18 protein-coding genes and 3 pseudogenes are annotated in these 24,846 nt (G+C 61.6%); 20 read left to right on the top strand and 1 reads right to left on the bottom strand.

Annotated elements, in window-relative coordinates; genetic code table 11:
* Positions 1-13: 13 nt before the first annotated feature.
* The 20 genes and pseudogenes from MUM_RS1000000133130 to MUM_RS0108960 form a co-directional block, all read left to right on the top strand.
* Positions 14-160, top strand: a pseudogene (locus tag MUM_RS1000000133130) (hypothetical protein); the annotation flags it as partial.
* Positions 161-203: 43 nt separating this feature from the next.
* Positions 204-1,643: a purine-cytosine permease family protein gene (locus tag MUM_RS0108875; RefSeq protein ID WP_010169135.1), complete on the top strand. Its 1,440-nt coding sequence runs from the start codon at positions 204-206 to the stop codon at positions 1,641-1,643.
* Positions 1,636-1,777 (top strand): annotated as a pseudogene (locus tag MUM_RS1000000134045) (histidine ABC transporter substrate-binding protein); the annotation flags it as partial. The gene MUM_RS0108875 and the pseudogene MUM_RS1000000134045, both read left to right, overlap by 8 nt.
* A gap of 71 nt (positions 1,778-1,848) precedes the next feature.
* Positions 1,849-2,700, top strand: coding sequence for an ABC transporter permease (locus MUM_RS0108880; RefSeq protein ID WP_003209260.1), 852 nt, complete (start codon positions 1,849-1,851; stop codon positions 2,698-2,700).
* Positions 2,697-3,521 (top strand): quaternary amine ABC transporter ATP-binding protein, encoded by an 825-nt coding sequence (locus MUM_RS01000000132450; protein WP_010169138.1) that lies wholly within the window; start codon positions 2,697-2,699, stop codon positions 3,519-3,521. Before MUM_RS0108880 ends, MUM_RS01000000132450 begins: the two co-directional genes overlap by 4 nt.
* A 146-nt stretch (positions 3,522-3,667) precedes the next feature.
* Positions 3,668-5,191, top strand: coding sequence for a histidine ammonia-lyase (gene hutH / locus MUM_RS0108890; RefSeq protein WP_010169140.1), 1,524 nt, complete (start codon positions 3,668-3,670; stop codon positions 5,189-5,191).
* 114 nt (positions 5,192-5,305) lie between these two features.
* On the top strand, positions 5,306-6,844 hold the full coding sequence (gene hutH / locus MUM_RS0108895; protein WP_085984627.1) for a histidine ammonia-lyase: 1,539 nt from the start codon (positions 5,306-5,308) through the stop codon (positions 6,842-6,844).
* Positions 6,845-7,014: 170 nt separating this feature from the next.
* Positions 7,015-8,421 (top strand): amino acid permease, encoded by a 1,407-nt coding sequence (locus tag MUM_RS0108900; protein ID WP_010169142.1) that lies wholly within the window; start codon positions 7,015-7,017, stop codon positions 8,419-8,421.
* 16 nt (positions 8,422-8,437) lie between these two features.
* The gene (gene hutI, locus MUM_RS0108905) at positions 8,438-9,643 is read left to right on the top strand and encodes an imidazolonepropionase (RefSeq protein WP_010169144.1); all 1,206 of its coding nucleotides are present in this window, start codon (positions 8,438-8,440) and stop codon (positions 9,641-9,643) included.
* A gap of 11 nt (positions 9,644-9,654) precedes the next feature.
* On the top strand, positions 9,655-10,455 hold the full coding sequence (hutG, locus tag MUM_RS0108910; RefSeq protein WP_010169145.1) for an N-formylglutamate deformylase: 801 nt from the start codon (positions 9,655-9,657) through the stop codon (positions 10,453-10,455).
* A 249-nt stretch (positions 10,456-10,704) separates the two neighbouring features.
* Positions 10,705-11,652 carry a choline ABC transporter substrate-binding protein gene (locus MUM_RS0108915; RefSeq protein ID WP_010169147.1) on the top strand — a complete coding sequence of 316 codons (948 nt, stop codon included), beginning with the start codon at positions 10,705-10,707 and terminating at the stop codon, positions 11,650-11,652.
* A 173-nt stretch (positions 11,653-11,825) separates the two neighbouring features.
* Complete coding sequence (locus MUM_RS0108920) at positions 11,826-12,761, top strand: alpha/beta hydrolase (RefSeq protein ID WP_010169149.1); 936 nt, start codon at positions 11,826-11,828, stop codon at positions 12,759-12,761.
* A gap of 103 nt (positions 12,762-12,864) precedes the next feature.
* Entirely contained in the window at positions 12,865-13,836 is a 972-nt protein-coding gene (pip, locus tag MUM_RS0108925) for a prolyl aminopeptidase (protein WP_010169152.1), read from the top strand.
* Positions 13,833-14,270, top strand: a complete 438-nt coding sequence (gene dtd, locus MUM_RS0108930; protein WP_010169154.1) for a D-aminoacyl-tRNA deacylase — start codon at positions 13,833-13,835, stop codon at positions 14,268-14,270. The genes pip and dtd overlap by 4 nt, the downstream gene beginning before the upstream one ends.
* A 267-nt stretch (positions 14,271-14,537) precedes the next feature.
* Positions 14,538-16,277 (top strand): glucan biosynthesis protein G, encoded by a 1,740-nt coding sequence (locus tag MUM_RS0108935; RefSeq protein ID WP_010169155.1) that lies wholly within the window; start codon positions 14,538-14,540, stop codon positions 16,275-16,277.
* Positions 16,270-18,842: pseudogene (gene mdoH, locus MUM_RS0108940) on the top strand (glucans biosynthesis glucosyltransferase MdoH); the annotation flags it as partial. The gene MUM_RS0108935 and the pseudogene mdoH, both read left to right, overlap by 8 nt.
* Before the next feature lie 235 nt (positions 18,843-19,077).
* A complete protein-coding gene (locus MUM_RS0108945; RefSeq protein ID WP_029615816.1) occupies positions 19,078-19,878 on the top strand; it encodes a transporter substrate-binding domain-containing protein in 801 nt (266 codons plus the stop codon).
* Positions 19,879-20,100: 222 nt separating this feature from the next.
* Entirely contained in the window at positions 20,101-20,898 is a 798-nt protein-coding gene (locus tag MUM_RS0108950) for a transporter substrate-binding domain-containing protein (protein WP_010169158.1), read from the top strand.
* A gap of 139 nt (positions 20,899-21,037) precedes the next feature.
* Positions 21,038-21,997 (top strand): amino acid ABC transporter permease, encoded by a 960-nt coding sequence (locus MUM_RS0108955; protein WP_010169159.1) that lies wholly within the window; start codon positions 21,038-21,040, stop codon positions 21,995-21,997.
* A complete protein-coding gene (locus MUM_RS0108960; RefSeq protein WP_010169160.1) occupies positions 21,990-22,724 on the top strand; it encodes an amino acid ABC transporter ATP-binding protein in 735 nt (244 codons plus the stop codon). Before MUM_RS0108955 ends, MUM_RS0108960 begins: the two co-directional genes overlap by 8 nt.
* A gap of 155 nt (positions 22,725-22,879) precedes the next feature.
* Here MUM_RS0108960 and MUM_RS0108965 read toward each other — a convergent pair whose 3' ends face one another.
* Positions 22,880-24,787, bottom strand: a complete 1,908-nt coding sequence (locus tag MUM_RS0108965) for a methyl-accepting chemotaxis protein (protein ID WP_010169162.1) — start codon at positions 24,785-24,787, stop codon at positions 22,880-22,882.
* Positions 24,788-24,846: the final 59 nt, after the last annotated feature.

The following is a 24,846-nucleotide window of genomic DNA, read 5'->3' on the forward strand; positions in this document are numbered from 1 at the left end:
GTGATTGTCTGTCGACGGTACCGACGAAGCCGCCGAGCGTATCGCCCGCGTGCTGCACAATGACCCGGCGACCGGCGTGATGCGTCATGCCGATGCCGGCTACCAGATCGCGATCGACTGCGCCAAAGAGCAGGGCCTGAACCTGCCGATGATCAAGTAAGCCAGCACCACCCAAAAAACAATCCATCAGAGGTTGAACAACAATGGCTGTAAATGACGTTCGTGCAAGCACCACCCCGTTGATCGAAAGGCGTTCGATCGACTACATCCCGGAAGCGGAAAGACACGGCCGTCTATTGAGTCAGTTCACCCTGTGGTTGGGTGCCAACCTGCAAATCACCGCGATTGTCACCGGGGCCCTGGCCGTGGTGCTGGGCGGTGATGTGTTCTGGTCGTTGATCGGCCTGTTGATCGGTCAACTGCTGGGCGGCGGCGTCATGGCGCTGCATGCTGCGCAAGGCCCGCAACTGGGCTTGCCGCAGATGATCTCCAGCCGCGTGCAGTTTGGCGTGTACGGCGCGGTGATCCCGCTGGTGCTGGTGTGCCTGATGTACATCGGCTTTTCTGCCAGCGGTTCGTTGCTGGCGGGGCAGGCGGTGGCGCAGTTGCTCCACGTTGAAGACTGGGTCGGCATCGTGCTGTTCGCCGGGCTGATCATGGTGTTTACGATCTTCGGCTACCGGGTGATTCACGGTATCGGTCGCATCGCCAGCGTGCTGGGGGTGATCGCCTTCGTCTACCTGTTCTACAAGTTGCTGGCCGGTAACGACATCGGTGCGTTGCTGGGCAACAAGCATTTTTCCCTCAGCAGTTTCCTGCTGGCGATTTCCCTGTCGGCGTCCTGGCAGATTGCGTTTGGCCCTTATGTGGCGGACTACTCACGCTACTTGCCGCGCAGCACGTCGGCCTCGAAAACCTTCTGGGCCGTGGGCCTGGGTTCAGTGATCGGCGCGCAGGCTTCGATGGTGTTTGGTGTGTTTGCGGCTGCCTTGGCCGGCTCGCAATTCGCCCACCACGAAGTGTCGTTTATCGTCGGCCTCGGCGGCACCGGGATCGTTGCAGCGCTGCTGTATTTCAGCGTTGCCTTCGGCAAGGTCACCGTGACCACGCTCAACGCCTACGGCAGCTTTATGTCGGTTGCGACGATCATCAGCGGCTTTCGTGGCAGCCGGCATATCTCGAGTGCGGTGCGCCTGCTGTACATCTTCATCATGGTGTCGATTGCCGCTGGCCTGGCGTTGCTGGGCAAGGACTCGTTCCTCAAGGATTTCTCGGCGTTCATCCTGTTCCTGCTGGCGTTTTTCACGCCGTGGAGTGCGATCAACCTGGTGGACTTCTACTGCATCACCAAAGAGCGCTACGACATCCCGGCCCTGTCCAACCCTAACGGTCGCTACGGCCGCTGGAACCTGATGGGCATCAGCATCTACGTGTTCGGCGTGCTGATCCAGATGCCGTTTATCTCGACGCATTTCTACACCGGCCCACTGGTGGCCAGCCTTGGCGACACCGATATCTCGTGGATCATCGGGCTGGTGGTGCCGGCGGCGTTGTACTACTGGGCCGCGAAAAAATGGCACAGCCCGACTCCCGAGCGTCTGGTGTTGCCAGACGTGCAGGGCACTACTGCTCTACCTGTTTAACCAGAACCCGGTACGCATGACAAACAGCGAATTGAAACAGCAAAACTGGCGAAAACTTTCCTCAAGGGACATCCTGAACTCTGGCACGCATGGTGAGCGACAACGCAGCCAAGAAAATCGACGCGGCCTTGTAGGTTGAGCGTTTCCAGTTGCCGCCACAGGCAACCGGGCGCCCGGCCACAATCCACTGGATCGAGAGCACACTATGTTTCCTGAGAGTTTTACGTTTTCCATCGCCGACTGGGTTAACAGTTGGGTCGATGCGCTGGTGACCAACTACGGCGATGTGTTCCGGCACATCTCCGATACGTTGCTGTGGGCCATCGTTAACCTGGAAGGTTTGCTGCGCGCAGCGCCCTGGTGGTTGATGCTGCTGATTGTTGGCGGTATTGCCTGGCATGCCACTCGCAAGTGGTTCACCACCGTCGTGATCGTCGGCCTGCTGTTTCTGGTGGGCGCGGTCGGGCTGTGGGACAAGCTGATGCAAACCCTGGCGCTGATGATGGTGGCCACGGTGATCTCGGTGCTGATCGGCATTCCCCTGGGGATTCTGTCGGCCCGCAGCAACCGCCTGCGTTCGGTGCTGATGCCGCTGCTGGACATCATGCAGACCATGCCCAGCTTCGTGTACCTGATCCCGGTGTTGATGCTGTTCGGCCTGGGCAAGGTCCCGGCGATTTTCGCCACGGTGATCTACGCCGCACCGCCGCTGATTCGCCTGACCGACCTGGGCATTCGCCAGGTAGACGGTGAAGTCATGGAAGCAATCAACGCCTTCGGTGCCAACCGCTGGCAGCAACTGTTCGGCGTGCAACTGCCGCTGGCCCTGCCGAGCATCATGGCCGGGATCAACCAGACCACCATGATGGCCCTGTCGATGGTGGTGATCGCCTCGATGATCGGCGCCCGTGGCCTGGGTGAAGATGTACTCGTCGGCATCCAGACGCTTAACGTCGGGCGCGGCCTTGAAGCCGGCCTGGCGATCGTGATTCTTGCCGTGGTCATCGACCGCATTACGCAAGCCTATGGTCGTCCACGGCATGAGGCGAGCAAATGACTACTGTCAGCAAAATTGAAGTCAAAAACGTATTCAAGATTTTCGGCAACCGCTCCAGGGATGCACTGGCGTTGATTGGCCAGGGCAAGACCAAGGACGAGGTGCTGGCCGAGACCGGTTGCGTGGTGGGCGTGAACGACCTGTCCCTGAGCGTCGACACCGGTGAGATCTTCGTGATCATGGGCCTGTCGGGTTCAGGCAAGTCGACCCTGGTGCGCCACTTCAACCGGCTGATCGACCCTACCAGCGGTGCGATCCTGGTGGACGGTGAAGACATCCTGCAACTGGACATGGAAGCCTTGCGCCAATTCCGCCGGCACAAGATCAGCATGGTGTTCCAGAGCTTTGGCCTGCTGCCTCACAAGAGTGTGCTGGACAACGTTTCCTACGGCCTGAAAGTGCGTGGCGAAACCAGGCAAGTGTGCGCCGAGCGTGCGTTGCACTGGATCGAAACCGTGGGCCTCAAGGGCTACGAAAACAAATACCCGCACCAGCTGTCCGGCGGCATGCGCCAGCGTGTAGGCCTGGCCCGGGCGCTGGCGGCCGACACCGACATCATCCTGATGGACGAGGCGTTCAGTGCGCTCGACCCGCTGATCCGTGCCGAGATGCAAGACCAGTTGCTGGAGCTGCAAAAGACCCTGCACAAGACCATCGTGTTCATTACCCACGACCTCGACGAGGCGGTGCGCATCGGCAACCGCATTGCGATCCTCAAGGACGGCAAGCTGATCCAGGTCGGTACGCCCCGCGAGATTTTGCATTCACCGGCGGATGAGTATGTGAACCGGTTTGTTCAGCGGCGGGTGGCGGTGGTTTGATCCGATACTTGTGGTGAGTTGGCTGGCGCTATCGCAGGCAAGCCAGCTCTCACATTTGGAATGCGTTTCCCCTGTGGGAGCTGGCTTGCCTGCGATGAGGCCAGTGAAGCTGCACAACAATTACGAATTTGATGAAGAGGTCAACGATGTCCCAGGCTGAAAAAATCATCATCGCCGACGCCCCGATGCGTTGGCAGGACGTGGTCGCCGTGGCTCGCCACGGTGCGATCCTCGAACTCTCGGGCCAGGCCTGGGCTCGCATCGACAATGCCCAGGCCATCGTCCAGCGCATCGTCACCAGCGGCGAGCGCGCCTACGGCATCAACACCGGCCTGGGCGCCTTGTGCAACGTGTCGCTCAAGGACGAACAACTGAGCCGGCTGTCACGCAATACCCTGCTCAGCCATGCCTGCGGCGTCGGTGCGCCACTGAGTGTGGAGCAAACCCGCGCGATCATTTGTGCGGCAATCATTAACTACAGCCACGGCAAATCCGGCTTGCATCCGCAGGTGGTGCATTCGCTGCTGGGGCTGCTCAACCATGGCATCACGCCGCAAGTGCCGTCCCAGGGTTCCGTAGGGTACCTGACCCACATGGCGCACATTGGCGTCGCCTTGCTCGGCGTCGGCAACGTCAGCTATCGGGGCCGTATCGTTCCCGCACACCAGGCGCTGGCTGAAGAAGGTTTGCAGCCGGTAGTGCTCGGCGCCAAGGACGGGCTGTGCCTGGTCAACGGCACGCCGTGCATGACCGGCCTCAGCAGCCTGGCCCTGGCCGATGCGCATCGCCTGCTGCAATGGGCCGACGTGATCGGTGCCATGAGCTTCGAAGGCCAGCGCGGCCAGATCGACGCCTTTGATGAAGAGATCATCGCGCTCAAGCCGCACCCGGGCATGCAGCAAGTGGGCGTCAACCTGCGCGCGTTGCTGGACGGCAGCGAAGTGATCGCCAGCAGCAAAGGCATTCGCACCCAGGACGCCCTGAGCATCCGTTCGATTCCCCAGGTGCACGGTGCGGCCCGCGACCAACTGGAACACGCCACCCGGCAGATCGAAACCGAACTCAACGGCGCCACCGATAACCCGCTGGTGCTCGGCACTCCGGACAACTACCGCGTGGTGTCCCAGGCCAATCCCCACGGGCAGTCTGTGGCCCTGGCGGCAGACATGCTGGCCATCGCCATGGCAGAAATCGGCTCCATCGCCGAGCGTCGCCTGGACCGTCTGATCAACCCGCACGTCAGTGGTTTGCCGGCGTTTCTGGTGAGCAACCCCGGGGTCAACTCCGGGATGATGATCGTGCAGTACGTCGCCGCCTCGCTGTGCGGGCAAAACCGCCAGTTGGCGCAACCGGCGGTGCTCGACAACTTCGTCACCTCGGGCCTGCAGGAAGACCACCTGAGCATGGGCACCAACGCCGCGCTGAAGCTGTATTCGGTGCTGGAAAACGTCACCCAGATCCTCGCCATCGAGTACTTGCTGGCGGCCCAGGCGTTCGAGTTCCTCCAGGAGCAACGCTTCGGCGCCGGCACCGATGCCGCCTGGCGTTTGCTGCGCGAACACGTCCCGGCCTACGACCAGGACCGCTGGCTGGCGCCAGACATCGCAGCCACCGCCGCGCTGCTCAAGGACGCCGATTTACTGCAACGCACGCTACCGAATTTGCACTGATCTTTTCCCAACAATAACCAGCGTGCCAAGCCGACTGATCCTCTAAAAGAGCACAGCGGCGGATAACGGAAGCATCCGGAGCGACTGGTAGTTAACAACACTCTCAAAAGGAGCATGAATGTGACTGCGCTAAACCTGATTCCAGGCCAACTGAGCCTTGCCCAACTGCGGGCCATCTACCAGCAGCCGGTAACCCTCAGTCTGGATGACAGCGCCTCGGCCCAGATCGAAGCCAGTGTCGCCTGCGTGGAGCAGATTCTCGCCGAGAACCGCACCGCCTATGGCATCAACACCGGTTTCGGCCTGCTGGCCTCGACCCGCATCGCCAGTGAAGACCTGGAAAATCTCCAGCGTTCCCTGGTGCTGTCCCACGCCGCCGGCGTCGGTGAGCCCATCAGCGATGCGCTGGTGCGGCTGGTCATGGTGCTCAAGGTCAACAGCCTGAGCCGTGGTTTTTCCGGGATTCGCCGGCAGGTGATCGACGCGCTGATCGCCCTGATCAACGCCGAGGTTTACCCGCACATTCCGCTGAAGGGTTCGGTGGGTGCCTCCGGTGACCTGGCGCCATTGGCCCACATGTCGCTGGTGCTGCTGGGCGAAGGCAAGGCCCGCTACAAGGGCGAATGGCTGGAAGCCACCGAAGCGCTGAAAGTTGCCGGCTTGACGCCGCTGACCCTGGCGGCCAAGGAAGGCCTGGCGCTGCTCAACGGCACTCAGGTCTCCACTGCCTACGCGCTGCGTGGCCTGTTTGAAGGCGAAGACCTGTTCGCCGGTGCCCTGGCGTGTGGCGCCCTGACGGTGGAAGCCGTGCTGGGTTCGCGCTCGCCGTTCGACGCGCGTATCCACGCCGCCCGTGGCCAGCGTGGCCAGATCGACTCCGCCGCCGCGTATCGCGCCCTGCTGGGTGAAAGCAGTGAAGTGTCCCAGTCCCACGAAAACTGCGACAAGGTTCAGGACCCGTACTCCCTGCGCTGCCAGCCGCAAGTCATGGGCGCCTGCCTGACCCAGTTCCGCCAGGCGGCCGAAGTGCTGGTGGTGGAAGCCAACGCCGTGTCGGATAACCCGCTGGTGTTTGCGGCAGAAGGTGACGTGATTTCCGGCGGCAACTTCCACGCTGAACCGGTGGCCATGGCGGCAGACAACATGGCGCTGGCCATCGCGGAAATCGGCTCCCTGAGCGAACGCCGCATCTCGCTGATGATGGACAAGCACATGTCGCAACTGCCGCCCTTCCTGGTGGGCAATGGCGGTGTGAACTCCGGCTTCATGATCGCCCAGGTGACGGCGGCGGCATTGGCCAGCGAGAACAAAGCGCTGGCCCATCCCCATAGCGTCGACAGCCTGCCCACGTCGGCGAACCAGGAAGACCACGTGTCGATGGCGCCGGCTGCGGGCAAACGCCTGTGGGAAATGGCCGAGAACACCCGCGGTGTGTTGGCGGTGGAATGGTTGGCCGCGTGCCAGGGCCTGGACCTGCGCAACGGCTTGAAAACCTCGCCTGCGCTGGAAAAGGCGCGCGGGATCCTGCGCAGCAAAGTGGCGTTTTATGAGAAGGACCGGTTCTTTGCGCCAGACATCAATGCCGCCAGTGAACTGTTGGCGACGCGTTGTTTGAATGAGCTGGTGCCGGCGAAGTTGTTGCCGAGCCTCTAAGGACATCGAACCCCTTTTTGTGGCGAGGGAGCTTGCTCCCGCTGGGCTGCGTAGCGGCCCCAAAAACTTGCGGGCGCTGCGCACCCGAGCGGGAGCAAGCTCCCTCACCACAAAAAGCTTGTCCACACCGCTTCGAATTTTCTCAGGATAAAAATAATTAAGGACGAGAAATGCACCCGGAAACAGGTTTGAAACGCGGGCTCTCCGCCCGACATATTCGCTTCATGGCGCTCGGTTCCGCGATTGGCACCGGGCTCTTTTACGGCTCTGCCTCCGCGATCCAGATGGCCGGTCCTGCCGTACTCCTGGCCTACCTGATCGGCGGCGCCGCCGTGTTCATGGTGATGCGCGCCCTGGGCGAGATGGCCGTGCACAACCCGGTGTCCGGCTCCTTCGGCCAGTACGCCAGCACCTACCTGGGCCCGATGGCCGGCTTTATCCTCGGTTGGACCTACGCCTTTGAAATGATCATCGTCTGCCTCGCCGACGTCACCGCCTTTGGCATCTACATGGGCTTCTGGTTTCCCGAAGTCGCGCGCTGGGTCTGGGTGCTGGGCATCGTGTTGCTGATCGGCGGCTTGAACCTGTGCAACGTCAAAGTCTTTGGCGAAATGGAGTTCTGGCTGTCGCTGCTCAAGGTCGGCGCCATCGTCGCGATGATCCTCGGTGGCTTCGGCATCATGCTGTTCGGTATTCACTCGGCGGGCGAAGCACCGGCCACCGGTCTCAGCAACCTGTGGGCCCACGGCGGTTTCATGCCTAACGGCGTGGGCGGCCTGATTGCGTCCTTCGCGGTGGTGATGTTCGCCTTTGGCGGCATCGAAATCATCGGCATCACCGCTGGCGAAGCCAAGGACCCGCAGCGCGTGATCCCCAAGGCGATCAACGCGGTGCCGCTGCGTATCCTGCTGTTCTACGTGCTGACGTTGTTTGTGCTGATGGCGATCTACCCGTGGCCGCAGATCGGCAGCCAGGGCAGCCCGTTCGTGCAGATTTTCAGCAACCTGGGGATAGGCTCGGCGGCGACCATCCTCAACATCGTGGTGATCTCCGCTGCCGTCTCGGCCATCAACAGCGACATCTTCGGCGCCGGCCGCATGATGTACGGCCTGGCCCAGCAGGGGCAGGCGCCCAAGGGCTTTGCCCAGCTGTCGAAACAGGGCGTGCCGTGGATGACGGTGGTGGTGATGGGCGCCGCGTTGCTCGGCGGCGTGGTGCTCAACTACCTGATCCCGGAAAACGTGTTCCTGGTGATCGCCTCGATTGCGACCTTCGCCACGGTGTGGGTGTGGCTGATGATCCTGGTGACTCAGGTTGCGATGCGTCGCGCGATGACCAAGGAGCAGATCGCCGAGCTGAAATTCCCGGTGCCGTTCTGGCCTTATGCGCCAGCGGCCGCCATCGTGTTCATGCTGTTTATCTTCGGCGTGCTGGGTTACTTCCCGGACACCCAGGCTGCCCTTATGGTCGGCGCCGTGTGGATCGTCCTGCTGATCGTTGCCTATCTGCTGTGGGTCAAGCCCGCCGCCGGGCAAACGGCCAAGGTCCACTACGACCCGGCTTTGTCTCATCGATAACCTAACGGAGGCGTTGATGAAAACGCTTTGGCAACACTGCCACGTTGCAACCATGGCCCAGGGCAACTACTCGATCATCGAGGATGCCGCCATCGTTACCTCGGGCACGCTCATCGAGTGGATCGGCCCGCGCGCCGATCTGCCGATGGCTGACTACGCGACCACCCACGACCTGCAAGGGGCGTGGGTCACGCCCGGGCTGATCGACTGCCACACCCACACAGTGTTCGGTGGCAATCGCAGCGGTGAGTTCGAGCAGCGGTTGCAAGGCGTGAGCTACGCCGAGATCGCAGCCGCCGGTGGCGGTATTGCCAGCACCGTGCGCGCCACACGCGCGGCGTCCGAAGATGAGCTGTTTGCCAGCGGCCACAAGCGCCTGCGCAGTTTGCTGCGCGACGGCGTGACGACCGTCGAGATCAAGTCCGGCTACGGCCTGGACCTGGCCAGCGAGCGCAAGATTCTGCGGGTGATCCGCCGCCTCGGCGCCGAGCTGCCCGTCAGTGTGCGCAGCACCTGCCTGGCGGCCCATGCGTTGCCGCCGGAGTACGTGGACCGCGCCGACGCCTACATCGACCACATCTGCGCCGAGATGCTGCCGGCACTGGCGGCGGAAGGCCTGGTGGATGCGGTCGACGCCTTCTGTGAATACCTGGCGTTTTCGCCGGAGCAGGTGGAGCGTGTGTTCATTGCCGCCCAAAAACTCGGTTTGCCGGTAAAACTGCACGCCGAACAGTTGTCGTCCCTGCACGGCTCCAGCCTGGCGGCGCGTTACCAGGCGCTGTCGGCGGACCACCTGGAATTCATGACCGAGGAAGACGCCATCGCCATGGCCGCTTCCGGCACCGTCGCAGTGTTGCTGCCGGGGGCGTTCTACTTCCTGCGGGAAACCCAGCTGCCGCCGATGGACGCCCTGCGCAAGCACGGCGTGAAGATCGCCATTGCCAGCGACCTCAACCCGGGCACCTCGCCGGCGTTGTCGGTGCGCCTCATGCTGAACATGGCCTGCACCCTGTTCCGCATGACCCCGGAAGAAGCCCTGGCCGGCGCCACGCAGCACGCGGCCACCGCCCTGGGCCTGGGTGACAGCCACGGCTCGCTGGAAGTGGGCAAGGTCGCGGACTTTGTGGCCTGGCAGATCGATCGCCCTGCCGACCTGGCCTACTGGCTGGGCGGCGAGCTGGATAAACGCGTCGTGCGCCATGGCACCGATGTCACCGTTTGAGGAGTAGCGCTGTGGATAAGGTTCTGAATTTCAAACAAGGCCGCGTACCGCTGCTGATCAGCATGCCCCACGCGGGCCTGCGCCTGACGCCGGCGGTGCAAGCCGGGCTGATCCCCGAGGCGCAAAGCCTGCCGGACACCGACTGGCACATCCCCACGCTGTATGACTTCGCCGAAGCGCTGGGCGCCAGCACCCTGGCCGCCGAGTATTCGCGCTTTGTCATCGACCTGAACCGGCCATCAGACGACAAGCCGCTGTACGTCGGCGCCACCACCGGCCTGTACCCGGCGACGCTGTTCGACGGTGTGCCGCTGTTCCGCGAAGGCCTGGAACCGTCCAAGGCCGAACGCGCCACGTACCTGGAGCAGGTGTGGACGCCGTATCACCGCACCCTGCAAAACGAGCTGGCCCGGCTCAAGGCCGAGTTCGGTTATGCACTGCTGTTTGATGCGCACTCGATCCGCTCGGTGATCCCGCACCTGTTCGAAGGCAAGCTGCCGGACTTCAACCTCGGCACCTTCAATGGTGCCGCCTGCGACCCGCAACTGGCCAGCCAGCTGGAAGCCATCTGCGCCGGGCATCCGCAGTACAGTCATGTGCTCAACGGGCGTTTCAAGGGCGGGCATATCACCCGGCACTACGGCAACCCGGCCGAGAACATCCACGCGGTGCAACTGGAGTTGGGGCAGTGCACCTACATGGAAGAGTTTGAGCCCTTCCGTTATCGCGCCGACCTGGCCGAGCCGACGCGGGTGGTGTTGAAGGAATTGCTGGAAGGGTTCCTGGCCTGGGGGCAAAAGCACTATCGGTGATCGGTTGCGCAGTTGAGATAGCCATCGCGGGCAAGCCCGGCTCCCACCTTTTGAATGGCAAACATATTCAAATGTGGGAGCTGGCTTGCCTGCGATGAGGCCCTCAACAGCCACACACCTCTCAAGTCGCCTGAGTGCAACTCACAGTCGCCACAGGTCGCTTTGATCGAAGTCTCGCTGGGTAAGGTGTTGGGCACGGCGCGTCAGACGCCATCCCCACAATAAAAACTGCCGAGTGAGACCGCATCGATGAAAAGACTGTTCAACCGTTGTCTGTTGATTCTCACCGGCGCCGCCCTCCTGAGCGCCAACGCGATGGCCGCCGACCCGGCCTCGTGCAAGGTCGTACGCATGGGCGTGGTCAGTTGGACCGACGTGATCGCCACCAGTGGCATGGCCGATGTGCTGCTCAACGGCCTGGGCTATGACAGCAAGCAAACCAGCGCCGTGCAGCAAATCATCTTTGCCGGTATCCGCGACAAACGCCTGGATATCTTCCTGGGCTACTGGAAGCCGGCAATGGACAACAACATCGCGCCGTTTCTCGCTGCCAAGCAGGTCAAGGTGTTCGACAAGCCAAGCCTGTCCGACGCCCAGGCTACCCTGGCAGTGCCGCAGTACGTCGCCGATGCGGGCCTGAAAACCTTTGCCGACATTGCCCGCTTCAAGGACAAGCTGGGCGGCAAGATCTACGGCATCGAGCCGGGCAGTGGTGCCAATACCGACATCCAGAAAATGATCGACAGCAACCGCTTTGGCTTGGGCGGATTCAAGCTGGTGGCGTCCGGTGAAGCGGGCATGCTGGCCGCGGTGCAGCGGGCGGTGAACCGCAAGGAGTTCGTGGTGTTTGTCGGCTGGACCCCGCACCCGATGAACATCAACATGAAAATGGCTTACCTGACCGGCAGCGAAGATGTGTTCGGTGCCAACGAGGGCATGGCTACAGTCTCCACGGTGACGGCGCCGGATTATGCCGAGCGTTGCCCCAACGTGACCCGGCTGCTGGAGAACCTGACCTACACCGCCGCCCAGGAAAGCCAGCTGATGGTGCCGATCATGGACCGCAAGACGCCGCAGGAGGTTGCCAAACAATGGCTGCGTGACAATCCCGAGGACTTGCAGCGCTGGCTGGCGGGTGTGACAACCCTGGATGGCAAGGACGGCGTGGCGGCGGTGCAGGCCAGCCTGAAGCCTTGATGCGAACACGATAGATCAAACAACAGAGAGCCCATGTGGGAGCCGGGCTTGCCCGCGATAGCGGTGTATCAGTCGACGATGGCGTTGGTTGAAACGCCGCTATCGCAGGCAAGCCAGCTCCCACATTTGTCTTGTGGTGTGCTTTGAGTCTTCATATCAGGACGATCACCTTCATGTCCCACTACCCGATTTCCGCGCCGATGTGCGCCTTTGTCGAAAAAACCGAATCTTTCACCAGCGACGACACCTCGCTGGCTGGGTTGCGCCGGGGCTATGACCGCATGTGCCAGGCGTTCACCCCGGCGCGGCCGGAAGGGTTGCAGGTGTCGGACGTTTCCCTGGGTGGCGTGGGCGTACGCAGTTATCAACCGGTGACGCCGACACCTGATGGCGGCTGGCCGTGCATCCTTTATATGCACGGTGGCGGCTGGGTGGTGGGTGGCCTGGATTCCCACGACTTTATCTGCTGTGAGCTGGCCGACGCTCTGCAGGTGCTGGTGATCGCCATCGATTACCGGCTAGCCCCCGAACACCCGTTTCCGGCGGCTTTCGACGATTGCCGTGCGGTCTGGCGGGCGATCCAGGCGGGTGAAGCGCCTTGCCACATCAACCTTCAACGTCTGGTGGTGGCCGGTGACAGCGCCGGCGGTAACCTCGCTGCCGCCGTGTGCCTGGGCCTGCGGGACGACCACCAGCCGCAGCCCCTGGCGCAAATCCTGATCTACCCGGGCCTGGGCGGCCCCGCCGACTTGCCGTCCCGCCGCGACTGCGTCGACGCGCCGCTGCTCAGCGCTGCCGACACCGAGTGCTACCTGGCGCTCTACCTGCGGGGGCCGGGCAAACCGTCGCCCTACGCCATGCCATTGCTGGCTGCGGATTTCAGCGGGTTGCCGCAGGCTTTGATCGCCGTCGCCCAGTTCGACCCGCTGCGGGACGACGGCATGCTCTATGCCGAGCGGCTGCAAGCTGCCGGGGTGGCGGCCCTGCTGTATCCCGGCAAAGGCCTGGTTCACGGCTGCCTGCGGGCCCGGGGCCAGGTGCCGGAGGTCGACCGGCTGTACGCTTATCTGCTGGATTACCTGCGTGGAGTTCTGCTGACACAGGTCTAAGTCCGTCAGGACATGCTCATTGCACAATTCGGGTTTATGATGCCAGACGGCAAAATAATAGACGTCCCCCCAGGGATGAACTCGACCCCTTACGGAGCGCGCAATGCAGACTTTGTACCCGCAGATCAAACCCTACGCCCGGCACGATCTGGCCGTCGATGAAACCCACGTACTGTACGTCGACGAAAGTGGTTCCCCGGAAGGCTTGCCCGTCGTATTCATCCACGGCGGCCCTGGCGCCGGGTGTGACGTCAATAGCCGCTGCTATTTCGATCCGAATCTGTACCGAATTGTTACTTTTGATCAGCGCGGCTGCGGGCGCTCCACCCCACGGGCCAGCCTGGAAAACAACACCACCTGGGACCTGGTGGCCGACCTTGAGCGGATTCGCGAGCACCTGGGCATCGAAAAATGGGTGCTGTTCGGCGGTTCCTGGGGTTCGACCCTGGCCCTGGCCTACGCGCAAACCCACCCGGAACGGGTGCATGGCCTGATCGTGCGGGGCATCTTCCTGGCCCGTCCCCAGGACATCCAATGGTTCTACCAGGCGGGCGCCAGCCGCCTGTTCCCGGATTACTGGCAGGATTACCTTGCGCCGATCCCTGCGGAGGAGCGCCACGACCTGCTCAGCGCCTACCACAAGCGCCTGACCGGAAATGACCAGATCGCCCAGATGCACGCCGCCAAGGCCTGGTCCACTTGGGAGGGGCGCATGCTGGGCCTGTGCCCGAACCCGCAGTTGATCGAGCGCTTCTCCGAACCTCAGCGCGCGTTGTCGATCGCCCGTATCGAATGCCACTACTTCACCAACAATTCATTCCTTGAACCCAACCAGCTGATTCGCGACATGCACAAGATCGCCCATCTGCCTGGCGTAATCGTGCATGGCCGCTACGATATGATCTGCCCGCTGGACAACGCCTGGGAGCTGCATCAGGCGTGGCCCAACAGTGAGCTGCAGATCATTCGCGAGGCCGGTCATGCGGCTTCCGAGCCCGGAATCACCGATGCGCTGGTGCGTGCGGCGAGTGAAATGGCACGGCGCCTGCTTGATTTGCCGCCTGAAGAAGCATGAAGGGGCTTTTGCAACGGGTGCGCGGCGCCCGGGTCGAGGTAGAAGGGCAGGTGGTCGGTGCGATAGACCAGGGTTTGCTGGTGCTGGTGGCCGTCGAGCCGTCAGATACCCCAGCCTGCGCCGACAAGCTGCTGCATAAGCTGCTTAACTATCGGGTGTTCAGCGACGACGAGGGCAAGATGAACCTGTCCTTGAAAGACATTGGCGGCGGTTTGCTGCTGGTGTCGCAGTTCACCCTGGCGGCAGATACCAAGAGCGGCTTGCGTCCCAGCTTCTCCACGGCGGCACCGCCGGAGTTGGGCGAGGCACTTTTCGACTACCTGCTGTTACAAGCGCAACAATTGCATGGCACGGTAGCGGCAGGGCGTTTTGGCGCGGATATGCAGGTGCATTTGGTCAATGACGGGCCGGTCACCTTCCTGTTACAGACGTGAATGTACTGAAAACGACTTGTGATGCCCAAAAAACCGGGTTTTCGCTACAAATACTTCGCTGACCCTGATGCGTTGTCTCGCGGGCTACTAGATAATCGCGCGCTACGGGGATCAGCGTTAATTGGTCCATTTTTGACTTAGGTAGAGACTTGTCCGATAGCTATTGGGGAATCATTTAGCCCCATGGGAGTCGGAACAATGCTCGCCAACCTGGCATATAGATAGCTGGCCGTTGGTTTTTTGATCTGTTTTCGGCGAGGGTTGCTCGTGATTGTTAGTCCCTGTAATGCACCAAAATTGTCTGCCAAACGGTTACGAAACGCACTGGTAACGGGCTCTGCCCTGTTTTGCCTGTTCGGCGCGGGTCAACTGTGGGCATTCAGTCTGGATGATGTGTCGGCCAAGGCAAAAGAGCTGGCCGGGCAGAAATACGAAGCTCCGCGCAGCAATTTGCCGAACGAATTCCGCGAAATGAAATTCGCTGATTACCAGAAAATTCGTTTCCGCAACGAAAAAGCCGAGTGGGCCGATCAGAACACCCCGTTCAAGCTGTCCTTCTATCACCAGGGTATGCACTTCGATACACCGGTGAAAATCAACGAAGTCACCGCCGACAGCGTCCAGGAAATCAAGTACGACCCGGCTCGTTTCGATTTCGGCGACGTCAAGTTTGATCCTAAAGCCACCGAACAGCTGGGTTATGCCGGTTTCCGTGTGCTGTACCCGATCAACAAGGGCGACAAACAAGACGAAATCATGACCATGCTCGGCGCGAGCTATTTCCGCGTCGTGGGTAAAGACCAGGTCTACGGCCTGTCTGCCCGCGGTATGGCGATCGATACTGCGTTGCCGTCCGGCGAAGAATTCCCGCGTTTCACCGAGTTCTGGATCGAGCGTCCAAAGCCGGGCGAGAAACAGCTGGTGATCTACGCCCTGCTGGATTCGCCACGGGCGACGGGCGCTTATCGCCTGATCCTGCGCCCTGGCACCGACACCATCGTCGACGTCAAATCCCAGATGTACCTGCGTGACAAGGTCACCAAGCTGGGCATCGCCCCGCTGACCAGCATGTTCCTGTTCGGCGCCAACCAGCCGTCCAAGGTCCTCAATTACCGTCGCGAGCTGCACGATTCCAGCGGCCTGTCGATCCATGCCGGCAACGGCGAGTGGATCTGGCGCCCACTGAACAACCCCAAACACCTGTCGGTCAGCAACTTCACCGTGGAAAACCCGCGTGGTTTCGGCCTGCTGCAACGCGGTCGCAACTTCAGCCACTACGAAGACCTCGACGACAACTACGACAAGCGCCCAAGCGCCTGGATCGAGCCTGATGGCGACTGGGGCAAGGGCTCCGTCGACCTGGTAGAGATTCCGACCGCCGATGAGACCAACGACAACATCGTTGCCTTCTGGAGCCCGGAAAAACTGCCGGAGCCCGGCAAACCGCTGGACGTTGCCTATCGCCTGCACTGGACACTGAAAGACGCCGAGTTCCATTCGCCTGAAAGCGCCTGGGTCAAGCAGACCCTGCGTTCCACCGGCGACGTCAAGCAGTCCAACCTGATCCGTCAGCCAGACGGCAGCGTGGCCTACCTGGTGGACTTCGAGGGCCCGTCCCTGAAGAAACTGCCAGCTGACGCACCGGTTCGCAGCCAGGTCAGCGTGGGCGACAACGCCGAAATCGTTGAAAACAGCGTGCGCTACAACCCGCACACCCAAGGCTGGCGCCTGACCCTGCGCATGAAGATCAAGGACGCAGGCAAGCCGACCGAAATGCGTGCCGCCCTGGTCCAGGATATCGTGACGCCTGAACCGGAGAAGGTTTCGACCCAAGTGCTGAAAGCCGATAAGGTCCTGGCTAAGCAACACGAGAAAGCGGCCAAGAAAGACGCCAAGGACAAGGACGCCAAGCAGCCGGAAGCTGCGGCCCCAGCCACACCGGAGCCGGCCAAGACAGAGCAAGTCCTGACCGAAACCTGGAGCTATCAGTTGCCTGCCGATGAGTAATTCTCAAGTCCAGCCAGAAACTCTTGCCGAGTACCTGGCGCATCTACCGATGACCGATGAGCAGCGCGCCGAACTGGCGGGCTGCGATTCCTTCAGTGAATTGCACAAGCGCCTGTCATCGTCCACGTTCGACGCACCTGCCGACGCCCAGGCGTCGGTGGGCGCCCGGCTGACCCTCAACACCGCCGAAGAGCTGCAAGACGCCGAAATGCTGGCGCTCGACGCCAGCGGCCGGGTTTGCCTCAAGGCCACGCCGCCGATCCGTCGGACCAAGGTCGTGCCTGAGCCATGGCGCACCAATATCCTGGTGCGTGGCTGGCGTCGCCTGACCGGTCGTACCAACCCTCCGGCACCGCCGAAGGATGAACGCGTGTTGCCGGCTGCCCGCTGGCGCACCGTCGGTTCGATCCGTCGCTATATCCTGCTGGTGCTGATGCTCGGCCAGACGATCGTCGCCGGCTGGTACATGAAAGGCATCATGCCGTACCAGGGCTGGTCCTTCGTCGACTTTGACGAGATCCGCAACCAGACCCTGCTGCAAACCGCGACCCAAGTGATGCCTTACGCCCTGCAAACCAGCATCCTCGTACTGTTCGGGATTCTGTTCTGCTGGGTCTCGGCCGGTTTCTGGACCGCGCTGATGGGCTTCCTGGAACTGCTGACCGGTCACGATAAATACCGTATCTCCGGTAAAAGTGCCGGTAACGAGCCGATTCCGAAAGATGCCCGCACCGCCCTGGTAATGCCGATCTGCAACGAAGACGTGCCCCGGGTATTTGCCGGCCTGCGCGCAACGTTCGAATCGGTTGCCGCCACCGGTGACCTGGACCGTTTCGACTTCTTCGTCCTCAGCGACAGTAACGAGGCCGACATCTGCATCGCCGAGCAGCAAGCCTGGCTCGACGTGTGCCGCGAAGCCGGTGGCTTCGGCAAGATCTTCTATCGCCGCCGTCGCCGTCGCGTCAAACGCAAGAGCGGCAACCTCGATGACTTCTGCCGTCGCTGGGGCGGTGACTACAAGTACATGGTGGTCCTCGACGCCGACAGCGTGATGAGCGGCGAATGCCTGACCAGCCTGGTACGCCTGATGGAAGCTACGCCGGATGCCGGGATTATCCAGACCGCGCCGCGTGCGTCGGGCATGGATACCCTGTATGCGCGCATGCAGCAGTTCGCCACCCGCGTGTACGGCCCGCTGTTTACCGCCGGCCTGCACTTCTGGCAGCTGGGTGAATCCCACTACTGGGGGCACAACGCGATCATCCGCATGAAGCCGTTCATCGAGCACTGCGCCCTGGCGCCGTTGCCGGGTAAAGGCGCGTTTGCCGGTGCGATCCTCTCCCACGACTTCGTTGAAGCGGCGCTGATGCGCCGTGCCGGCTGGGGCGTGTGGATTGCCTACGACTTGCCGGGCAGCTACGAAGAACTGCCGCCGAACCTGCTGGACGAACTCAAGCGTGACCGTCGCTGGTGCCACGGCAACCTGATGAACTTCCGCCTGTTCCTGGTAAAAGGCATGCACCCGGTGCACCGTGCGGTGTTCCTGACCGGCGTGATGTCTTACCTGTCGGCACCGTTGTGGTTCTTCTTCCTGGTGCTGTCGACGGCCTTGCTGGCGGTCAACACGCTGATGGAGCCGCAGTACTTCATGGCGCCACGCCAGTTGTACCCGCTGTGGCCGCAATGGCACCCGGACAAGGCGGTGGCGCTGTTCTCCACGACCATCGTGCTGCTGTTCCTGCCTAAACTGCTGAGCATCATCCTGATCTGGGCCAAGGGCGCGAAAGAGTTCGGCGGCAAGTTCAAGGTGACCTTGTCGATGCTGCTGGAGATGCTGTTCTCCATGTTGCTGGCGCCGGTGCGGATGATCTTCCACACCCGTTTCGTACTGGCTGCGTTCCTCGGCTGGGCCGCGACCTGGAACTCGCCACAGCGTGACGATGACTCCACGCCCTGGAGCGAAGCGGTCAAGCGCCACGGTCCGCAGACCTTGCTTGGTTTCTTCTGGGCACTGCTGGTGGTGTGGCTGAACCCAAGCTTCTTGTGGTGGCTGGTGCCAATCGTCGGTTCGCTGATGCTGTCGATCCCGGTGTCGGTGATTTCCAGCCGGGTCAAGCTGGGCCTCAAGTCTCGCGACGAGAGCCTGTTTTTGATCCCGGAGGAATACAACCCGCCCCAGGCGCTGTTGTCGACCGACAAGTACACCCACGAAAACCGTTGGCATGCGCTCAATGACGGCTTTGTGCGGTCGGTGGTCGATCCACAGCAGAATGCCCTCGCGTGCGCCTTGGCGACTTCCCGTCACGGGCAGGCGGAGCCGATTGAATGGCTGCGTGTCGAGCGTGTTCGCCATGCGTTGAAAGTCGGCCCTGCCGGCCTCAACAACAGCGAACGCCTGGCCTTGCTCAGCGACCCGGTCGCCCTGGCACGCTTGCACGAGCAGGTCTGGAGCGAAGGGCACGCCGAGTGGCTCAATGCCTGGCGCGAATCGGTCAAGGCCGATCCGCATGCGCCGTTGCTGCCATTGAAACCACTGTCGTCCCAGGCTCAACCAGCCTGATTCCGACGCCCCCGAGGTATCGCCTCGGGGGCGTGTTCGGCAACCGTCCTACGCCGTTTTTCCCTTCTGCTTCATTACGCTAACGCCTTGTTATTTCGAAACAAAAGACCCTTCTCCGAGGCGTATTGCCGTGCCTGCGAGTGGGTTAGCATCGCCCCCAAAATCTGACTCGAAGCCCCTGGTTTACGCGAACTTGTGCGTGGCTGGGTGTGGGAGTGTTTAACGGAACAGGGGCGTTTCATGATCAAAAGGTATTTATCGATGCTGTGGCTCGGCATCGTCACATTTTCCTGCGGTTACCTGGCACACGCCGGGGCCATAGACGAAGCCGTGCGGCGGGGTGTGCTGAAAGTCGGCACCAATCCGACCTACGTGCCCTTCGAGATGACCGACAAAAAGGGCCGTATCGTCGGGTTTGAAATTGACCTGTTGCGGGAGATGAGCAAGGCGCTGGGGGTGAAGTTGGAGCTGGTTTCGGTGCCCTATACCGACCTGATCCCCGGCTTGCTGGCCAGTCGGTTCGACCTGATCGGCAGTGGCATGACGGTCACGCAGGAACGCAACCTGACACTCAACTTCAGCGACTCGTTCATCATCGTCGGCCAGACCGTGCTGCTGCATCCGCGGTTGGCCAACCAGGTCCACAGCATCGAAGACTTGAACGAAGCCGGTTACCGCATCGTGGCTGCCGAGGGCACCACGGGCGAGGCTGCGGCGAAAAGGTTTCTCGGTGTGGCCCGGCTGCGCAGTTTTCCTACGCCGGAAGAAGGCGTGCGCCAGGTGGTGGAGGGCAAGGCGGACGCTTTTATCCACGATGCGCCGTATAACCTGATCGCAATCGCCAAACCCCAGAACAGTGGGTTGTTGGCACTGGAGCAACCCTTTACCTATGAGCCCCTGGCGTTCGGGCTGAAAAAAGGCGATTACGACAGCCTCAACTGGATCAATCATTTCCTCAACCAAGTGGCCCAGGATGGCACTTACGATCGGCTGCATGACAAGTGGTTCAAGGACTCGGACTGGATGGGGGAGATGGACTGATAGTCATAACTGCTTACACATCAAGCAATTGGCGGGCCTGTGGGTCGAGGTGTCTAGCCGTGACCTTCTCTGCACGGTTGTGGGGCTTTTCTGTCATACCTTGGCAACAAATCCCCGTGAAACCTTTGTACCGGGCGGGGAGTGAGTTAGGATCGCACCCCGAAATGGTGCAGCCCTTTTGCGCGCCGACCTCACAAGAAAATGAGTTCAGGGGACTTGATGATGAAAAAGTATCTTTCGATGCTGCTGCTAGGCGTCACCGCACTGGTGGCTGTCAATGCGGCCCACGCCGGCGCCATCGATGATGCGGTCAAGCGCGGCACGCTGAAAGTCGGCATGGACCCGACCTACATGCCGTTCCAGATGACCAACAAGCGCGGTGAAATCATCGGCTTTGAAGTCGACATCCTCAAGGCCATGGCCAAGTCCATGGGCGTCAAGTTCGAGCCGATCTCCACCGGCTACGACGGCATCATCCCGGCCCTGCTGACCAACAAGTTCGACATGATCGGCAGCGGCATGACCCTGACCCAGGAACGCAACCTGCGCCTGAACTTCAGCGAACCGTTCATCGTGGTCGGCCAGACCCTGCTGATCCGCAAGGAGCTGGAAGGTACCATCAAGTCCTACAAAGACCTGAACGACGAGAAGTACCGCCTGACCTCCAAGCTCGGCACCACCGGCGAGATGGTGGCCAAGAAGCTGATCTCCAAGGCCAAGTACCATGGCTACGACAACGAGCAGGAAGCCGTGCTCGACGTGGTCAACGGCAAGGCCGACGCCTTTGTGTATGACGCGCCTTACAACGTGGTGGCGGTGAACAAGGTCGGCAACGGCAAGCTGGTATTCCTCGACCAGCCGTTCACCTTTGAGCCCCTAGCGTTCGGCCTGAAGAAGGGCGACTACGACAGCATCAACTTCATCAACAACTTCCTGCACCAGATCCGCAACGACGGCACCTACGATCGTATCCATGACAAGTGGTTCAAGAGCTCCGAGTGGCTCAAGGACATGGAATAACGCGATACCGCGTCGACTTCATCGCAGGCAAGCCAGCTCCCACATTGATCGATGTCAGTCCTGACAATGCCTTCAAATGTGGGAGCCGGGCTTGCCCGCGATGAGGGCTTGCCAGGCGATACACATCCCGGAACCTGAAATGAAACAGAAAAAAGCCCAATGGCCCTGGCACCTGCTGACGGTGCTGGTGCTGGTCGGCCTGGCCGGCGCGTTGTATTACGCCACCTCGCTGATGTCCTACGAATGGCGCTGGAACCGTGTGCCGCAGTACTTCGTCTACCAGGCTGAAGAGTCCCAGCGGGCGTCGGATATTTCCACCGTCAGCGAGTTGGTGCGCAAGGGCGATGTGGCTGAAGTCACCCTGCGCAATGACGAGGGCAACGAACAGCACCTGACCGTCGCCGAGAACAGCCTGCAAGTGGCTCAGGGCGATGACGTGGCCGAGGGCGACGTGGTCGGCGTCACCCGGCATTGGGCCGCTGGCCCGTTGTTGTGGGGCTTGTGGACCACGTTGTGGTTGTCGGTGGTGTCCGGGGTGCTCGGGTTGTTGATCGGCCTGGCGACCGGGTTGTGTCGTCTGTCGAATAACCCGACCCTGCGCGATCTTTCGACGATCTACGTCGAACTGGTGCGCGGCACGCCGCTATTGGTGCAGATCTTCATTTTCTATTTCTTTATCGGCACCGTGCTCAACCTGTCCCGGGAATTCGCCGGGATCGCGGCACTGTCGCTGTTCACCGGCGCCTATGTGGCGGAAATCATTCGCGCCGGCGTGCAGTCGATTGCCCGTGGGCAAAATGAAGCAGCTCGCTCCCTGGGGCTCAGTGCTGGCCAGTCGATGCGCCATGTGGTGTTGCCGCAGGCCTTCAAGCGCGTGTTGCCGCCACTGGCCGGGCAATTTATCAGCCTGGTCAAGGACACTTCCCTGGTGTCGGTGATCGCCATTACCGAACTGCTGAAAAGCGGCCGTGAAGTCATCACTACCTCGTTTTCGCCGTTCGAAATCCTGTTCTGCGTCGCAGGCCTGTACCTGCTGATCAACCTGCCGCTGTCGAAAATCGCCAGCCGGCTTGAGCGGAGGCTCGCGCAAAGTGATTGAAGTCCGCGATCTGGTAAAAGTCTTCGACACCCGCGGCCACGTAGTCCGCGCGGTGGATAACGTGACCACCCAGGTGGCCAAGGGTGAAGTGCTGGTGGTGATCGGCCCGTCCGGGTCCGGCAAGTCGACGTTCCTGCGTTGCCTCAACGGCCTGGAAGCATTTGATTCCGGCTCGGTGAGCATCGACGGCCTGCAACTGGCAGACCCGAAAACCGATGTGAACGCCTACCGCCGTGAAGTCGGCATGGTGTTCCAGCATTTCAACCTGTTCCCCCACATGACCGTGCTGGAAAACCTCTGCCTGGCGCAGAAAGTCGTGCGCAAGCGTGGCAAGAAAGAGCGCGAGGCCAAGGCCCTGGCACTCCTGGAAAAAGTCGGCATCGCCCAGAAAGCCAACGAATTTCCGTCGCGGCTTTCCGGCGGCCAGCAGCAACGCGTGGCGATTGCCCGCGCGCTGGCGATGGAGCCCAAAGTGATGCTGTTTGACGAACCTACCTCGGCACTCGACCCGGAAATGGTCGGCGAAGTGCTTGATGTAATGAAGACCCTGGCCCTGGAAGGCATGACCATGGTCTGCGTCACCCATGAAATGGGCTTCGCCCGGGAAGTGGCCGATCGGGTGCTGTTCTTCGATCACGGCAAACTGCTGGAGGACGCCGCCCCGGCACAATTCTTCGATGCGCCGAAGGATCCCCGGGCCCAAGCCTTTCTGCGTCAGGTTCTATAAATGCGTTGAGAATGCTTCTTTTGGCGAGGGAGCTTGCTGTGGCGAGGGAGCTTGCTCCCGCTGGGCTGCGTAGCGGCCCCAAAAAACTGGGAGCGCTGCGCACTCCAGCGGGAGCAAGCTCCCTCGCCACAGGTTAGCGTTGGTCGTGGGTTTTTTCAGACCTTGAACTTGCCCACCCACACCTGCAAATCCGTGCCCAGGCGCGCAAGTTCGACGCTGGCCGCCGCAGTTTCCTGACTCGCGGCCGAGGTTTGTTCCGACACATCCTTGACCTTCAGCACACTGCGATTGATCTCCTCCGCTACTGCCGTTTGTTCCTCGGCAGCGGCGGCAATCTGCGGGTTCATCTCCTGGATAACCGACACCGTCCGAGTGATGCCGGCCAAGGCCTCACCCGCGCGGCGGGTCAGTTGCACGCTGTTGTCGGTGAGGCTGCGGCTGTTGTCCATGATGTCTGCGACCTGCTGCGTGCCCCGGTGCAGGCCACTGATCAGCTCCTCGATTTCCTCGGCCGATTGCTGGGTGCGTTGCGCCAGGCTGCGTACTTCATCGGCGACCACGGCAAAGCCTCTGCCGGCCTCACCGGCCCGGGCCGCCTCGATCGCTGCGTTGAGGGCCAGTAAATTGGTTTGTTCCGATACGGATTTGATCACCTCCAGCACGCTGCCGATTTTCCGGCTTTCCTGCTGCAACCCTTGCATGGCCTGGCTCGAGCGCGTCATTTCCTGGGCCAGGTGCTCGATGTGAACAATCGCCTCGGCGACCACCTGATCACCCTGGCTCGCCTGCCGGTCGGCCTCGGTGGCGGCCAGTGAGGCTTGCTCGGCATGGCGCGCGACTTCCTGGGAGGTGGCGAGCATTTCATTCATGGCGGTGGCCACCTGTTCGGTTTCCTGTTTCTGGCCATCGACCCCGGCGCGGGTCTGTTCGGTGACGGCAGACAGTTGCTCGGCGGCGCGGGCGATCTGCCGGGCGCTGTCGCCGATGCCACCGATCAGGCCCCGCAGGTTGACGGTCATCTGCCCGATGCTGCGCTGCAACTGCCCCACTTCATCCTCGCGGGTGGCCTGGATATTGTGGCTCAAGTCGCCCTCGGCAATCCGGTTTGCGACGACCAGCGCCTGACGCAACGGCGTGACGATTTGGCCGGCGATCAGCCACGCCGCCAGGGCTCCCAGCAGTAGCGCTGCGCCGGTGACACTGAGCAGCAGGGTACGGGCCTGGTCGGCTTCGCGATCACGCTGTTCAGTCTGGTATTGGCTCAGTTGGTCGCTTTGCTTGAGTAACTGATCCAGCCACTGTTCCAGTTGGTTTTGGGTGGTTTCAGTGGTGAGCTGGGCGTCCTTGAGGCGCGTCAGCTGGTTGCGGTAGTCGAGCAGGGCGCTTTTGAGGGCCGTCCCGTCCACGGGCAGTGTAGCCACGGCGGTCTGGGCGCTGTCGAGGGTGTGCAATGCATCGGCGACGGCCTGGCCATAGGCTTCCAGTGAAGCGGCGGCCCAGGCGGCGGTCTGGGCGCTGTCCTCGGCTTTCTCCATGGCCTGGCGAAGTTGTTCTACAGCGTCCAGGGCCTTTTCATCGTCCTGATTGGGCAGGTCGCTGGCCAATTGTGCGAGGGTGTCGCTGGCCTGGACCGAGCTTTTCTTGAGCCGCTCACGGGCGCTTTCGCGCTGCTCTATCAGGTTGGCCAGCCCGCCCAGGGCGGTTTTGAAGCTGGCGGTTATGCGGTTCGAGTCTTGCACTTGTTGAAGGCTGGCCGGGTGCACCAGGCGTGCCGCCAACTCGGCCAGGTAGCGGTCGATTTTCTCTATGTGCAGGCCGATTCGGGTCAGGCTGTTCGGGTCGTTCAGGGTGCGGTACACGATGCGGTCGGCCCGCAGTTCTTCGCCTACCACCGCCAGTTGCGAGAGCACGGTCAGTGACTGCGAGCGGAACAGCGAGGCGTTCAATGCCTGCCAGCCTGTCAGGGCAATGGCCAGGCTGAGCAGCAGCACCAGGCCGAAGCCCAGGAAGAGTTTGAGGGTGACGCTGATGTTGCCTAATGCGCGGGTCAGTGGACGAAACATGGTGAACCTCCAACGAATCAAAAGGAGCGTCTCAAGCGTCCGGCTGATAACGGCCAGGG

It is taken from the genome of Pseudomonas sp. PAMC 25886 (assembly GCF_000242655.1).
Taxonomy (GTDB): domain Bacteria; phylum Pseudomonadota; class Gammaproteobacteria; order Pseudomonadales; family Pseudomonadaceae; genus Aquipseudomonas.

Coding starts and splice junctions, on each gene's coding strand:
- MUM_RS0108875 (WP_010169135.1), top strand. CDS start 204: ATGGCTGTAAATGACGTTCGTGCAAGCACCACCCCGTTGATCGAAAGG.
- MUM_RS0108880 (WP_003209260.1), top strand. CDS start 1,849: ATGTTTCCTGAGAGTTTTACGTTTTCCATCGCCGACTGGGTTAACAGT.
- MUM_RS01000000132450 (WP_010169138.1), top strand. CDS start 2,697: ATGACTACTGTCAGCAAAATTGAAGTCAAAAACGTATTCAAGATTTTC.
- hutH (WP_010169140.1), top strand. CDS start 3,668: ATGTCCCAGGCTGAAAAAATCATCATCGCCGACGCCCCGATGCGTTGG.
- hutH (WP_085984627.1), top strand. CDS start 5,306: ATGAATGTGACTGCGCTAAACCTGATTCCAGGCCAACTGAGCCTTGCC.
- MUM_RS0108900 (WP_010169142.1), top strand. CDS start 7,015: ATGCACCCGGAAACAGGTTTGAAACGCGGGCTCTCCGCCCGACATATT.
- hutI (WP_010169144.1), top strand. CDS start 8,438: ATGAAAACGCTTTGGCAACACTGCCACGTTGCAACCATGGCCCAGGGC.
- MUM_RS0108915 (WP_010169147.1), top strand. CDS start 10,705: ATGAAAAGACTGTTCAACCGTTGTCTGTTGATTCTCACCGGCGCCGCC.
- MUM_RS0108920 (WP_010169149.1), top strand. CDS start 11,826: ATGTCCCACTACCCGATTTCCGCGCCGATGTGCGCCTTTGTCGAAAAA.
- pip (WP_010169152.1), top strand. CDS start 12,865: ATGCAGACTTTGTACCCGCAGATCAAACCCTACGCCCGGCACGATCTG.
- dtd (WP_010169154.1), top strand. CDS start 13,833: ATGAAGGGGCTTTTGCAACGGGTGCGCGGCGCCCGGGTCGAGGTAGAA.
- MUM_RS0108945 (WP_029615816.1), top strand. CDS start 19,078: ATGATCAAAAGGTATTTATCGATGCTGTGGCTCGGCATCGTCACATTT.
- MUM_RS0108950 (WP_010169158.1), top strand. CDS start 20,101: ATGAAAAAGTATCTTTCGATGCTGCTGCTAGGCGTCACCGCACTGGTG.
- MUM_RS0108955 (WP_010169159.1), top strand. CDS start 21,038: ATGAAACAGAAAAAAGCCCAATGGCCCTGGCACCTGCTGACGGTGCTG.
- MUM_RS0108965 (WP_010169162.1), bottom strand. CDS start 24,787: ATGTTTCGTCCACTGACCCGCGCATTAGGCAACATCAGCGTCACCCTC.